Source organism: Kitasatospora sp. NPDC041917, assembly GCF_055589745.1.
This window is the reverse complement of the sequence record NZ_JBVJBI010000019.1, coordinates 143551-156691: the sequence shown is the minus strand read 5'-3', so window position 1 is coordinate 156691 and position 13141 is coordinate 143551. Positions and strand designations below refer to the sequence as shown.

General features: G+C 75.0%; 13 protein-coding genes. 6 read left to right on the top strand and 7 right to left on the bottom strand.

The window, feature by feature from the left end; genetic code table 11:
- Positions 1-164 precede the first annotated feature (164 nt).
- The 4 genes from ACZ6EM_RS23635 to ACZ6EM_RS23620 all read left to right on the top strand — a co-directional run bounded on the left by ACZ6EM_RS23635 (position 165) and on the right by ACZ6EM_RS23620 (position 4232).
- Positions 165-965: an SDR family NAD(P)-dependent oxidoreductase gene (locus ACZ6EM_RS23635; RefSeq protein WP_465773177.1), complete on the top strand. Its 801-nt coding sequence runs from the start codon at positions 165-167 to the stop codon at positions 963-965.
- Positions 966-1030: 65 nt separating this feature from the next.
- On the top strand, positions 1031-2347 hold the full coding sequence (locus ACZ6EM_RS23630) for an activator-dependent family glycosyltransferase (RefSeq protein WP_465773176.1): 1317 nt from the start codon (positions 1031-1033) through the stop codon (positions 2345-2347).
- A 53-nt stretch (positions 2348-2400) separates the two neighbouring features.
- Positions 2401-2838, top strand: coding sequence for a MarR family winged helix-turn-helix transcriptional regulator (locus ACZ6EM_RS23625; protein ID WP_452183524.1), 438 nt, complete (start codon positions 2401-2403; stop codon positions 2836-2838).
- Between the two features lie 83 nt (positions 2839-2921).
- Entirely contained in the window at positions 2922-4232 is a 1311-nt protein-coding gene (locus tag ACZ6EM_RS23620) for an activator-dependent family glycosyltransferase (RefSeq protein WP_465773175.1), read from the top strand.
- 29 nt (positions 4233-4261) lie between these two features.
- Here ACZ6EM_RS23620 and rfbD read toward each other — a convergent pair whose 3' ends face one another.
- The gene (gene rfbD / locus ACZ6EM_RS23615) at positions 4262-5191 is read right to left on the bottom strand and encodes a dTDP-4-dehydrorhamnose reductase (RefSeq protein ID WP_465773174.1); all 930 of its coding nucleotides are present in this window, start codon (positions 5189-5191) and stop codon (positions 4262-4264) included.
- A gap of 142 nt (positions 5192-5333) precedes the next feature.
- Here rfbD and ACZ6EM_RS23610 point away from each other — a divergent pair, with 142 nt between their 5' ends.
- A complete protein-coding gene (locus ACZ6EM_RS23610; protein ID WP_465773173.1) occupies positions 5334-5666 on the top strand; it encodes a muconolactone Delta-isomerase family protein in 333 nt (110 codons plus the stop codon).
- 12 nt (positions 5667-5678) lie between these two features.
- Here the strand turns inward: ACZ6EM_RS23610 and ACZ6EM_RS23605 are convergent, their stop codons facing one another.
- Genes ACZ6EM_RS23605 through ACZ6EM_RS23580 form a run of 6 tightly spaced genes read right to left on the bottom strand, consistent with a single transcriptional unit; the run spans position 5679 to position 11714 of the window.
- Positions 5679-6647 carry an SRPBCC family protein gene (locus tag ACZ6EM_RS23605; protein ID WP_465773172.1) on the bottom strand — a complete coding sequence of 323 codons (969 nt, stop codon included), beginning with the start codon at positions 6645-6647 and terminating at the stop codon, positions 5679-5681.
- On the bottom strand, positions 6644-7933 hold the full coding sequence (locus ACZ6EM_RS23600; protein WP_465773171.1) for an activator-dependent family glycosyltransferase: 1290 nt from the start codon (positions 7931-7933) through the stop codon (positions 6644-6646). The genes ACZ6EM_RS23605 and ACZ6EM_RS23600 overlap by 4 nt, the downstream gene beginning before the upstream one ends.
- Positions 7930-8931, bottom strand: a complete 1002-nt coding sequence (locus tag ACZ6EM_RS23595) for a cytochrome P450 family protein (RefSeq protein ID WP_465773170.1) — start codon at positions 8929-8931, stop codon at positions 7930-7932. Before ACZ6EM_RS23595 ends, ACZ6EM_RS23600 begins: the two co-directional genes overlap by 4 nt.
- Positions 8928-9737 (bottom strand): phytanoyl-CoA dioxygenase family protein, encoded by an 810-nt coding sequence (locus tag ACZ6EM_RS23590; RefSeq protein WP_465773169.1) that lies wholly within the window; start codon positions 9735-9737, stop codon positions 8928-8930. The genes ACZ6EM_RS23595 and ACZ6EM_RS23590 overlap by 4 nt, the downstream gene beginning before the upstream one ends.
- 53 nt (positions 9738-9790) lie before the next feature.
- Positions 9791-10939 carry a nucleotide disphospho-sugar-binding domain-containing protein gene (locus ACZ6EM_RS23585; RefSeq protein ID WP_452190387.1) on the bottom strand — a complete coding sequence of 383 codons (1149 nt, stop codon included), beginning with the start codon at positions 10937-10939 and terminating at the stop codon, positions 9791-9793.
- Between the two features lie 52 nt (positions 10940-10991).
- A complete protein-coding gene (locus ACZ6EM_RS23580; RefSeq protein ID WP_449807796.1) occupies positions 10992-11714 on the bottom strand; it encodes a class I SAM-dependent methyltransferase in 723 nt (240 codons plus the stop codon).
- Positions 11715-11876: 162 nt separating this feature from the next.
- Between ACZ6EM_RS23580 and ACZ6EM_RS23575 the strand changes: the two genes are divergently transcribed.
- Entirely contained in the window at positions 11877-13061 is a 1185-nt protein-coding gene (locus tag ACZ6EM_RS23575) for an aromatic ring-hydroxylating oxygenase subunit alpha (protein WP_465773168.1), read from the top strand.
- Positions 13062-13141: the final 80 nt, after the last annotated feature.

Here is a 13141-nt window from a genome sequence, read left to right as displayed (position 1 = left end):
GGGCGAATCTAGCAGGGAGGGGGGGGGGGTTGGGGGAAGGGGGGGGGAGGTGGGTTTGGGGGGGGGGGGGGGGGCCGGGAAAACGAAGGACCACCCCCAACCCCCCCCCCGCCGCTGCGCGAGGGTCGAGGCGGATGCGAGGCCCGCTCCCGATCCTGTCCGGCATGACCACACGAACCGAGAACACCGACCACCCGGGCCGGTCCGGGGCCGATGCCCCGCGCGGGATCGTCGTCACCGGCGGCGGCACCGGCATCGGCCGGGCCACCGCCCGCGCCTTCACCGCGCACGGGGACCGGGTGCTTGTCGTCGGCCGCACCGCGGCCACCCTGGCCGAGACCGCCGACGGGCACCCGGGCGTCCACACCCTGGTCGCCGACCTCACCGACCCGGACGCCCCGGAGCGGATCGTCGACGCCGCCGTGCGCGAGCTCGGCGGCATCGACGTCCTCGTCAACAACGCCGCCGCGCTGGGGTACCGCCCGCTCGACGCCCTGGACCGGGCCGAGGCGCGGCGCCAGCTCGACACCAACCTGCTGGCGCCGGTGCTGCTCACCCGGGCCGCGCTCGTGCCGCTGGCCGCACGCTCCGGCACGGTGGTGAACATCGGCTCGGCCGGCGCGCTCGGCCTGCGTTCCTGGCCGGAGAACAGCCTGTACGGGGCCACCAAGGCCGGCCTGGACTTCCTGACCCGGTCCTGGGCCGTCGAACTGGCCCCGCGCGGAATCCGGGTGGTGGGCCTCGCGCCCGGGGTGACCGACACCGCCCCCGAGCCGGCGCCGGGCGGCCCGGGCGCCGATCCGCAGTACGCGGCCTTCCTAGAGCAGACCGCCGCCCGGACACCGAGCGGCCGGGTCGCCCGCCCCGAGGAGATCGCCTGGTGGATCGTCCAGCTCACCCGGCCCGAGGCCGGGTACACCAACGGCCTGGTGGTGCCTGTGGACGGCGGCCTCTCGCTCACCTAGACCCGGGCCGACCACCGCCGAACCGCCGACCACCGCGCCCGCCCGTCCGAGAGGGGAACGCCCAGATGCGGGTCCTGTTCCAGCCGTTCGCCGCCGCCACCCACGTGGCCGCCCAGGTGCCGCTCGCGTGGGCGCTGCGCGCCGCCGGGCACGAGGTGCGCGTCGCCACCCAGCCCGACGCGGCGGAGTCCATCGCGCGGGCCGGCCTCACCGCGGTGCCGGTCGGCGAACCGCTGTACGTCGCGGCCAAGATGAACCCCGACGAGACGGGCCTGCCGGAGGAACTGCGCGACGACGCCTGGCTGCGGGTCCTCGATCCGGGCGAGATCCGCCCGGCCCGGCTGTCCGCCGACCACCTGCACGGTGTCTTCGCCACCTGGACGCCGCTGGTGCACCGCAACACGGTGCCGGACCGGATGATCGACGACCTGGTCGCGTTCGCCCGGGACTGGCGGCCGGACCTGGTGGTCTGGGACACCATGACCTTCGCGGGACCGGTCGCCGCCCGGGTCTGCGGCGCCGCCCACGCCCGGCTGATGTTCGGCCTCGACCTGGTCGGCCTGCTCCGCGAGCGCTATCTGGCCGTGCTCGGCCGGCGGCCGGCCGAGCTGCGGGACGATCCGCTGGAGGAGTGGCTGGGGCAGGTCCTGGAGCGGTACGGGATGACCGGTCCGGGCCGCGGCTTCGACGAGGAGCTGGTGGTCGGGCAGTGGACGATCGACCCGGTGCCCACCTCCCTGGCCCTGCCGCTCCGCACGCCCCGCGTCCCGGTCCGCTACGTGCCGTACAACGGCCCGGCGGCGGTGCCCGGTTGGCTGGACGAGGCGCCCCGCCGGCGCCGGATCTGCCTCACCCTGGGCGTCTCGTTCCGCGAGGTGGTCGGCGGGGACCAGGCGTCGGTCGGCGACCTCCTCGCGGCCGTCGCCGACCTGGACGTGGAGGTGGTGGCCACGCTCGACTCCGAACAGCTGGCCTCCATCGGGCCGCTGCCGCCGAACGTGCGCGCGGTGGACTTCGTCCCGCTGAACGAGCTGCTGCCGAGCTGCTCCGCGGTCATCCACCACGGGGGCGCCGGCACCTTCCTCACCGCGCTGGCCCACGGGGTGCCGCAGGTCGTGGTGCCGGCCCGGATGTGGTGCAACACCCCGCGGGCGGAGCGGGCCCGGGCCGCCGGCCTGGCCCTGACCTGCCCGCCGGAGAAGCTGACCCCCGGCCGGCTGCGCGCGATGGTGACCAGCGTCCTGGAGGACCCCTCGTTCGCGCGCGCCGCGGCCCGGGTGCGGGCCGAGCTGCTCGGCACGCCGGCCCCCCGGGAGCTGGTGCCGGTCCTGGAGCGCCTGGTCGCCGAGCACCGCTCCGGTCGGTGCCGCAGCTGGACGTGACGTACCGTCGGAGGGGAAACGATCACGGCTCCCCCGGTTGAGGTGAACCGCCCTTGAGGACCCACATCCCCTATCTCCTGGCCGTGGCCAGCACGGTGGCGACGCGCCGGGTGGACGAGCGCCTGCACCACTACGACCTGACGGTCCGCCAGTACGGCCTGCTCACCCAGCTGTCCCAGGAACCCGGGCTGACCATGGCGGACCTGGCCCGTCAGCTCGGCATCGCCCGGCAGTCGGTGCACCGGCTCGTCGACGAACTGGTCGAGGCCGACCACGTGCGCCGCCGGCCCGGAGCCGACGACCGCTCGCGCCGGCTGGAACTCACCGACACGGCCCGCTACATGCTGACCCGGATCGACGGCCCGCTCGCACGGGTGGAGGCGGACCTGCTCGGCGACCTCGACCCGGACGAGGTCGAGACCCTGCGCGAGCTCCTCCAGCGGGTGCTGGCGCACGCCACCGACGACGAGGCGTGGCTGCCCGCCCGGTGACGCCCCCCGACGGACGGGGGCCGGGAACGGGGGTCGAGAACGCGTCGAGGAGGGGTCGAGGCCGCCTCCCTACGCTCGCCCCCATGCGAGTGCTATTTGTGACCGTGGCCGCCAAGGCCCACTTCCACGTCCAGGTGCCCTTGGCGTGGGCGCTGCGCGCCGCCGGCCACGAGGTGCGCGTGGCCAGCCAGCCCGACCTGCTGGACACCATCGTCGCGGCCGGCCTGCCCGCGACCGCGGTGGGACCGCCGCTCGCCCAGGAGGAGTCCGTGGCGGAGCTGCGGCGCCGGCAGGAGCGGGCGGCCGAGCGCCTGACGGACCCGCCCGACGCCCAGGAGCTCATGCGGATGACGGAGGACCGGCCCGAGCACCTGACGCCCGACTTCCTCGACGGCCTGTTCACCGTGATGACCTCCGCCATCTTCCAGAACTTCTCGGCCGAGGAGACCGTCGACGACCTGGTCACGCTGGCCCGGCGCTGGCGCCCCGACCTCGTCGTCTGGGACACCCTGCTGATGGGCGGGGCCGTCGCCGCCCGGGCCGCCGGCGCCGCGCACGCGCGCCTGCTCTACGGCCTGGACCTGGTGGGCACGATGCGGCAACGGCACCGGGAGTCGCTGACCGCCCGGCTCGGGGAGCTGCGCGAGGACCCGCTCGCCGAGTGGCTGGACTGGACGGCGGCCCGGTACGGCGGCGGGTTCAGCGAGGACCTGGTGACCGGTCAGTGGACCCTCGACCCCGCGCCGGCCGCGCTGCGCACGCCCACCGACCTGCCCTGGGTGCCGGTGCGGCACATCCCGTACAACGGGCGGGCGGTGCTGCCGCCGTGGCTGCTCGAACCACCGCGCCGGCCCCGGGTCTGCCTGACCCTCGGGATCTCCTTCCGCGAGGTGATGGGCGGCGAACGGACCTCCGTGCCGGTGCTGCTGGAGGCACTGGCCGAGCTGGACGCGGAGGTGGTGGCGACCCTGGACACGGTGCAGCTGGCCGAGGCCGGCCCGTTGCCGGACAACGTGCGGGCGGTGGACTTCGTCCCACTGGACGCGCTGCTGCCGTCCTGCTCCGCGATCGTGCACCAGGGCGGCTTCGGCACCGCGCAGAACGCGCTGGTGCACGGCGTCCCGCAGGTCGTCGTCCCCAACGACCTGTGGGACCTGCGCCCCCGGGCGGAGCTGATCGAGTGGTCGGGGGCGGGAGTGCGCTGGTCCGGCACCGGCCCGCTGACCCCGGCGGGGCTGCACGGGCTGGTGACCCGGGTGCTCGACGACCCGTCGTTCGCGCGCGGGGCGGCGCGGCTCCGGGACGAGATCGGGGCCATGCCCTCGCCCGCCGATCTGGTCCCGGTCCTCGAAGGGCTGACCCACCGGCACCGGCGGGCCGCCTGGACCGGCTGAGCCGGCCGCATCGGCACCCGGCCCCGCCGTCAGCGGGGCCGGTCCGGTTCCTCCCGGGGCGCCGCCGACAGCGCCTCGGCCAGCGCCTCCCGCCAGGGCCGGGGAGGCGGGATGCCCACCTCGTGCCAGCGGTCGTGGCCGAGGACGGTGTACCGCGGCCGGGGGGCGGGGCCGGCGACGGCCGCCGCGGGCACCGGCCGCACCAGACCGGGATCGGCACCGACCAGCCGGAACACCTCGCGAGCCAGCTCGTACCAGCTGGCCCGGCCGGCGTTGGTGGCGTGGAAAACGCCCCGCGCGCCCGGGGTCCGGCCGAGCGCGAGCAGCAGCCGCGCGACGTCCGCCGCCCAGGTCGGCTGCCCCACCAGGTCCGCCACCACGTCGACGGTCCGGCCGGCCCGGGCCCGTTCGGCCATCACCCCGACGAAGCTGCGGCCGTGCGCCCCGTGCAGCCAGGCGGTGCGGACCACCGCGCCGAGGTCCGGCAGCAGTGCGAGGACGGCCCGCTCGCCCGCGGCCTTGCTGCGCCCGTAGGCGTTGCGCGGGGCGGTCGGATGCCCCTCCGGGTACGGGGAGTCGGCGTCGCCGGGGAAGACGTAGTCGGTGGACAGGTGCAGCAGCCGGGTGCCGTGCCGGGCGCACAGTGCGGCCAGCTGCCGCGGCCCGTCCCCGTTGACCCGCAGCGCGCGCGCCTCGTCCGCCTCGGCGGCCTCCACCGCCGTGTAGGCCGCGCAGTTGACCACCAGGTCGGGGCGGTGCCGGGCGAAGGCCTCGACGAGCGCGTCGGGGTCGGTGACGTCCAGGGCCCGCCGGTCCAGGGCGACCGCGGTCACGCCCCCGGCGGCCAGCGCCGCCGTCACCTCGTGCCCGAGCAGCCCGCCGGCCCCGGTGACGAGCCATCTCGTCGGGGGCGGAAAGGGCGTCTTGGGCCGGCGGTTGGCAGGGTGCGAGGAGTTCACCCGGCCGAGCGTGCCCGCGCCCGGTCGAGCATCCGGCGACATGCCCTGGTCGCCCCCGGACCGTCCGCTCCAGCGGTCGTCGACCGATCGGTGACCGGGGCCGCCCAGACTCGGACGTCGAGATCCCGATCCTGGAGGAGCGATGGCGCTGTTCGCGGTCCTGGCGACCCAGTCCCCCACCGGCATTTCCGCCGACGACTTCCGCCGGCGGCTCCCCGAAGGCTTCGCGTACATCAAGGAGTTGGTGGACAAGGGCGTCATCCGACACAACTGGATCCGGGTCGGCGCCTCGGGCGGACTGCTGATCTACCGGGTCGACTCGCACGAGGAGCTCAACACCCTGCTGTACGGGAACCCGCTCAGCCCCCACCTGCGCTTCGAGGTGATCCCGCTGGCGGAGGTCGGCGGCTTCGACCCCAGGGCCTTCGAGTCCACCACCTTCGAGTCCGCGGCCGCCGAGCGGCTGGCCGGCTGACGCCCCGGGGCGTCAGCCGGCCAGCAGCGCGCGGGCGAGGGCGCGGTAGAAGGCCAGGACCCCGGCTTCCTTCGGGGACAGGTGGCCGCGCTCGGCGAACCGGGAGCCGGCCACCCGCTGGACGGCCTCCATCCCCAGCCGGTCCTCCCGGTTCACCACCGCGGCGCTGCGCGCGTTCTCCTCGCGGAGCGCGTCCAGGCCCTGGCCGTCGAGCGCGGCCGGATGCATCAGCACCCCGCCCCGGACCTCGATCCGGTCGATGGCGAGCGGGATCATGCTGATCCAGACCACCGAGTCCCCGAACGCCGCGAGGCTCGCGGAGGGGAACACCGCGCAGTTGTACATGGTGGCCCGTTGATCGGCGCTGAGCGGCAGCGCCGTGGACGCCAGCGGTTCCCGGAACGGGCTGAGCAGCCGGGTGACCCAGCGGGACTCGGTGCGCACCTCCATCGCTCCGCCGGGCGGGGTGATCAGCGCGACGGTCGTCGGGTGGAGCCCCATCGCGTGGTAGTTCTCGTGGGCGTTCTGCACCGCGATCTTCCAGTTGCACCACCACACTTCGGTGAAGCCGGTGACCGGCGTCATCTCCGTCAGCCGGTAGGCGGCGAGTTCCTCGCCGATCCGGCCCAGGTGGGGTGCCAGGGGCTCGGCATCCGGGTCGGCGTTGACGAAGACGAAGCCCTGCCACTCCTCCACCGACGTGGGCGGGCGGCGAGCGCCCGTAGCGGACCTGGCACGCAGGACCCCGTCCTCCTCCCTGGTCACGGTGACGGGCCGGCCGGCGGGCGCGAGGGTCACCGACGCGCCCGCCTCGGCCAGGTCGCCGAGGTGACCGGCCAGCAGCCAGGACCGTCCGAAGACCCGTTCGCGTTCGGCCGCCCACAGCTCCGGCGACGTGAAGGCCGCCGGGGACAGGCTCACCTGGGGGGCGTCCTCGTCCAGGTACCGCCCCAGCTCCGCCACGATCTCCGTGAGCGTCATGCTGCTCCTTCTCCCTTCCGATGACGGGCCGTGAGCCGTTCGATGACGGTGACGGCCTCGTTCGGTGTCGGCATCTCCTGGATCTCCCGCCGCAGCCGTCGTGCGTGTTCGGCGAACGACGGCTCGTCGAGCACCCGCGCGACCGTCTCCCGGAAGCGGTCGCGGGTGAACGAACGCAGCGGCAGGGCGGCGAGGTTGCCCTGTTTCTCGTACTCCTCACCCATGGCCTCGGTGACCCACTCCCAGCCGGTGAGGAGGACCTGGGGCACGCCGTGGAATTCGGCGGTGGCCTTGGTCTGGTAGCCGGCGTGGTGCACGACGGCCGCACAGGTCGGCAGCAGGTCGTGCATCGGCACGTGGTCGACCACCCGCACGGTGCCCGGGAGCCGCGGCAGGTGGGCGCGCTGCCGTTCGGAGAGCGCGGCGACCACCTCGACGTCCAGGTCGGCCAGGGCGTCCAGCATGCCGGCGAGCACCGCGTCGAGGTCCCACAGGCCGTAGCCGCCGTCGATGCTCACCCCGAGGGTGAGGCAGACCCGGGGCCGCGCCGGCGGCTCACGCAGCCAACGGGGCACGACGGAGCGGCCGTTGTACGGGACGTAGCGCGCGGGGACGGTGGGCACGCCCAGGTCCTCGCGCAGACCGGCCGGGCGGGTGTCGACGGTCCACTGGCCGGTGAGCACCGACTCGTCGAAGCGGGCCGGCGCGCGCAGGCGCTCCAGGGTCCAGTCCAGCCATTCCGCCGTCGGGTCCTCGCGGTGTTCGGGCGGCTGCTCGGCCGCCAGTCGCAGGAACTCCCGACGGGTGCCCAGTTGCATGGCCAGCTCGGGGCCGGACACCACGCGGGCGTGGGCCGCCCCCACCGTGAGCGCGGCGACCGGACCGGCCAGGCACAGCGTCTCCCAGATGACCAGGTCCGGCTGCCAGTGCCGGGCGAAGGCCACCAGCTCGTCGATCAGCCGGTCGCAGTTCAGGCGGGAGTTCAGGGCAGGGACGATGACGCTCTCGTAGCCGAGCTGGTCCGCCCAGGTGTCCTGGCGGTCCGGCTCCCGCTGCTGGTCGGCGGTGCCGAAGTGGGCGATGGCCTCCTGGTGGAACGGCCCGAGGCCCTCGTACCACGGCGGGCAGTCGAGCGGGACGGCCGTGATCCCGGTCCGGGTGACGGTCTCCACCACGTCGGGGACGCAGGCGGCGCGGACCTCGTGCCCGGCGGTGCGCAGCGCCCACGCCAGCGGGGCGAGCAGCTGGAAGTGGCTGCCTTCCAGCGAGGCGAACAGGACCCTCATCGGCCGCCTCCGCCCGTCGCGGCCGCGGTGGCCCGGACCGGCACCCGGGCCGGTCCCCGGGTCAGCGGCGCCCGGGGGCGGCGCACCGCGGGCCCGGCGGGGCGCAGCTCGGCGTACCGGGCTGCGAAGGCGGCGAGGGTGCCCTCGGCCAGGGCCCGGCGGAACGGGGCGAGATCCTGGCCGTGGTCCTGGCCGTGCCCGTGACCGTCGCCGATCAGCACCGCCACCCGCTCGCCGGCGGCGATCCGTTCTCCGGCGATCGGCACCTCGGCGCGGGCCACCAGCGGAGCGATCCACACCGGCGGCCGTTCCCGCAGCGCGTCCGAGACCGTCGGGCCGACCGCGGCGGGCGGCAGCGGGAACCGGGCCCGGAGCAGGGTCCGGACGATCAGGTCGGCGCCGGTGCGGGCGGCGGCCACCACCGTCGCCGGTACCGGGGCGCCGGGGACCGCGGCCAGCAGGGAGCGGAGCGCGTCGGCGGCCGCGTGCAGGCGCCGCGTGGTGTCCAGCCGCTGGGGGCACACCGTCGCGTCCAGGGCGGTGCCGCAGGCCGTGACGGCCCGCGCGAACCGCTCGTGCTCGTCCGCGGGGATCCCGCACGCCTCGGCCAGGGCCGCCGCGACCAGCGGTTCGGCCACCTCGGTGACCAGGTCGAACTCCGGCCCCAGAGCATCCGGTAGGCGGACCCGGACGCCCTCGGGCGGGGGCACCGGCCCAGCCGGGGGCGGGCCGTCGCCGTCACCGGGCAGGACCGGCGCGGGCGCGAGGCGGGGGTCGGCGAGCAGCGCGGCGCCCATGGCCGGATCCCCCGTCACCCACGGGCCGGTGGCGGAGCGCCACAGCGGTCCGACGGCGCGGACGCGCTCGCGCAGCGGCCCCGGGTCCTCGTCCACGTCGCAGAGCAGCGCCGCGTACGGGTCGCCCTTCATCCGGTGCAGCCAGAGCAGTCCCTGCTCGTGCTGGAGCCGCTCCCCGAGCCGGGCCGGCGCCGTGGTCACGAGGCGCCGCCGGGACCGGCTGCGATCAGCGGGAAGAGCTCGCCGTCGACCGGCGCGCCCGGCTCCAGGTGGGCCACCGGGTGGTCCTGCACCCCGGGGCGGTAGGTGGCGTCGGAGTCCATGTAGACGGCGGCGAAGGCGAGCCGGCGCTCGCCGTCGGTGTTGACGGCGGCCATGTGCACGGTGCGGAAGTCGTGGAAGACCACGTCGCCGGCGCGCATCGGAACGGCCACCCGGGGGCTGAACGAGAACTCGGGCCAGACCTCCTCCATCGGCCGGTAGTCCTGGAACCCGGCCAGGTGGACCTGGCGGTGCTCCGCCGGGCGCCGGTGCGAGCCGGGCACGTAGACCAGACAGCCACGGGCGGCGGGCACGTCCACCAGCGGGATCCAGGCGGTCAGCGTCCGGGTGAGGCCCGCGAGCGGCAGGCCCGGCTCGTCGTCGTGGACCACGGTGGGCAGGTGGACCCGAGGCTCCTTCTTCAGCACGTCGGTGCCGTAGAGGCGCAGCGGCCCGCCGGCCAGGGACTCGGCGAGCCCGGTGACAGCGGGGTGCAGGGCGAGCCGGCGCAGGTCCGGGTGCTTGCGCCAGGCCGCCTCCACGTAGTGGACCTGGGCCTGCTCCTCGGAGGCGCCCCAGGTCTGCGGGCCCTCCTCGGCGAGGAGTCGGTCGGCGGCGGCTCGGAACACGGCCACCTCGTCGGCGGGGAGCACGGACGTGAAGTGGACGAAGCCCTGGTCCCGGTAGCGGCGCAGGGCCTCCTCGGTGGGCCGCCCGGCCTTCGTCAGATCGGTCGTTGTCTGCATCTGTTCGGCTTCCTGGATCGGGTGGGCGGAGGCAGGGATGGCGGGCCGGGCGTTCAGCCGAGCGACTCGGCGAGCCGGGCCACCGTCTCGGCGGGGGTGGGCATGGCGAGCAGTTCGGCCCGGACCTGCCGGGCGTTCTCGCGCAGGCGGTCGTCCCGGAGCAGGGCCCGGCACTCGGCCGCGCCGAGGGTGGTGGCCTCGGCCACGAGCCCGATGCCCCGGGCCGGCAGCAGATCGGCGCCGGTCTGCTGGTACGAACCGCGGGGGATGACGCACTGCGGGATCCCGGCGGCGGCCGCCGTCAACAGGGTCCCGCTGCCCCCGTGGTGGACGATCGCGGCACAGGTGTCCAGGAGCTGGTCGAGCGGGGCCCACTCGACCAGCCTGACGTTGGACGGGACATCGCTCAGGAGCGCCGGGTCGCCGCCGCCGAGCGTGACCACGAACTCGGCGTCCGCACCCCGGGCGGCCTTCAGGAACGGCTCCAGGATGGCGATGCCGCCCCACTGGGCCTCGATGGTGCCGAGGGTGACGGCGATCCGCGGCGCCCGCGGGCGTTCCGTCAACCAGCCGGGCAGCACGGCCCCGCCGTTGTAAGGCACGTGGCGCAGCAACCCGGCCCCGGGGGTGCGGCGGTCTTCGGGGAGGAGCGCGGTGAGGCTCGGCGGGAGGGTGGTGAGCGCGACCGTGGCCGTGGGTTCGCCGGTGACGCCGTGGCGCTCCCAGTGCGGTGCCGTCCCGGCGCGGAGCAGGGTGCGCAGCCGGGCGCCGCTGTCGTACGACCCGAGCCGGGGCTCGACCAGCGGCACGCCCAGCGCGGCGGCGACGAGCCGGCCGGCCGCCTGCAGGGGTGGCGCGACCACCAGGTCGGGTGACCAGTCGTGGGCCGCCGCGAGGACACCGTCCACCATGACCCCGGAGACCCGGGCGAAGAGCGTGGCGAGTTCGGCGTCGTCGGGGTCCTCCGCGAACATGGGGTGGTCCGTGGGAACGCCATCCCCGCTCTCCTGGGGCAGGTAGACCGGCAGGTAGTCCAGGTCCGGGGTGACGTCCACGACGTCGAACCCGGCCTCGGCCGCGGCGAGGCTGAGCCCTCCGGTGGCGTAGCGGACCCGGTGGCCCGCGGCGCGGAAGGCCTGGGCGAGGGGGATGGTCGGGAAGAGGTGGCCGAGGCCTGGGGAGGTCACGAACAGGACGCGCATGCTGCTCCCAGGTTGGGTGTCGGATCGGTCGTCGTCGGGCGCGGTGCGGGTGTCACGGGACCACCGGGGCGGTCCCGAGGAAGAGACCGCGGCCGGCGTGCGGACCGGGGACGTACGTGACGTCGAGGCCGGCCGCGCGGAACGCGGCCTCGTAGGTGGCGCGGGGGAACAGCGAGATGCGGTGGGTCTCGGTGAAGTGCCGGACGCCGGTGCGGGCGTCGGCCACCACGTAGTGCACGTCCATCCGGCAGGCGTCGCCCGCCCGTGCGGAGTGCGAGACCCTGGCGATGGTGCGCCCCGCCACGGTGGCGACATCCCCGGAGACGTATCCGTCGAGGTAGGTCTCGGGGAACCACCAGGGGTCGACGGCCACCACTCCCCCGGACGTCAGGTGCCGGGCGAAGGCGGCCAGGGCGGCGTGGAGTTCGGCCGGGTCGGTGGCGTAGCCGAGCGACCCGAACAGGCAGGTGATCACGTCGAAGCGGGTGTCGAGCCGGAAGTCGCGCAGGTCTCCGGTGTGGACGGGAACGTCGGGCAGCGCCCGGCGCGCGGCACGGACCATCGGCTCGGACAGTTCGAGACCGGCGACCCGGTCGAAGAGGCCGGCGAAGTGGCGCAGGTGCGCCCCGGTGCCGCAGGCCACGTCGAGCAGGGAGTCGGCGTCCGGCCGCAACGCGCGCACCCGCCGGGTGAGGTCGTGCGCCTCGGCCGCGTAGTCCTTGCCGCGGCTCTCGTGGATGAGGTCGTGGATCTCGGTGAGGTCAGCCCCGTACATGAACGGGATCGTCGGAAGCCGCGCTGGAGAAATCGCCCAGGGCGGATGGAGGCGGTGCGCGGCGGCGGCGGGGCCGGGTCCATCGCGATCCGACCGGTTCACGAGTGCGCGCGGCCACCCTCGGCCGGAACTGGACGAAGCCGGACCGAGGGGAGGGCCGACGTGGACATCGGGGAGATCACGGCGGAGCTGGAGCGGTATCTGGGGCCGGATGCCGAGGATCTGAGCCTGCCGCCGGCGGCGTTCACGTCGCCCGAGTTGTGGGAGGTGGAGCGGCAATTGGTGTTCGGTCGCTCCTGGGTGCTGGTCGCGCACGTGGACGAGCTGACGGAGACCGGGTCCTACGTGTCCCTGTCAGTGGCGGGCGAGCCGGTGGTCGTGGTGCGTGGCGAGGACGGCTCGCTGTACGGGCTCTCGCCGGTGTGCCGGCACCGGCTGATGCCGGTGGTGGAGGAGGGCGCGGGGCGGACCGACGCCTTCACGTGCCCCTATCACCTGTGGCGCTACGCTCTGGACGGCCGCCTGGTCGGTGCCACCCACATGAAGCGCAATCCGGCCTTCGACCCGTCCACGTGCCGGCTGCCCGCCTTCGCGGTGGAGGAATGGCAGGGGTTCGTCTTCGTCAACCTGGACGCCTCGGCCGAGCCGCTGGGGCCCCATCTGCGGCGAATCGGCGAGGACCTGGTCAACTACCGGCTGCCGGAGCTGACCCAGGTGGCCGGCTGGACCGAGGAATGGCACTGCAACTGGAAGATCGCCGTCGAGAACGCGCATGAGAACTACCACGTCATGGGCTTCCACCCGGAGACCCTGCAACCGACCACGCCCGGGGGCGCGCGGACCACGGTCCGCGCGGACTCGCCGTGGGCCGACAGCATGCGGGTGCGCTACGCGGAGCCGCTGGAGCCGGTGGTCCTCGACCTCACCGAGGAGGAACGCGCGCACCTGTACGGCTTCTTCGTCTTCCCCTCGGGCAGTCTGGCCGCCTCCGGTGACATGGTGATCTGGCTCAGCCTCCTTCCGACTTCCATCGACCGCACCCTGGTACGGGGCGGGGTGCTGATGCCCTCCGCCCTGCTCGACGGCCAGGACCGCGAGGCCGTGCGGAAGGAAGCGGAGGCGTACGCCTCCCGGATCAACGGCGAGGACCGACACGGCCTGGAGGCAGTCCAACGAGGCGCCGCCTCGCGCTTCGCCGAGCGCGGCCACCTCTCCCCCAAGGAGCCCGGTGTCCTGCTCTTCTACCGCAGCCTGGCCCGCGCCCTGCTGCGTGACGACGCCGACTGGCCCGGCGAACTCTGCCCGCCCCCGGAGAGCGTGGCCCCGTCCCTCCCGCCCCGTCCGTGAAGGCAGGAAGGCCGCAGCCCTGCGGGCAGTCCCACCGGGGAAGACCTGTGTCGTAGTCGAGGACTTGAAATCTTCCCGGT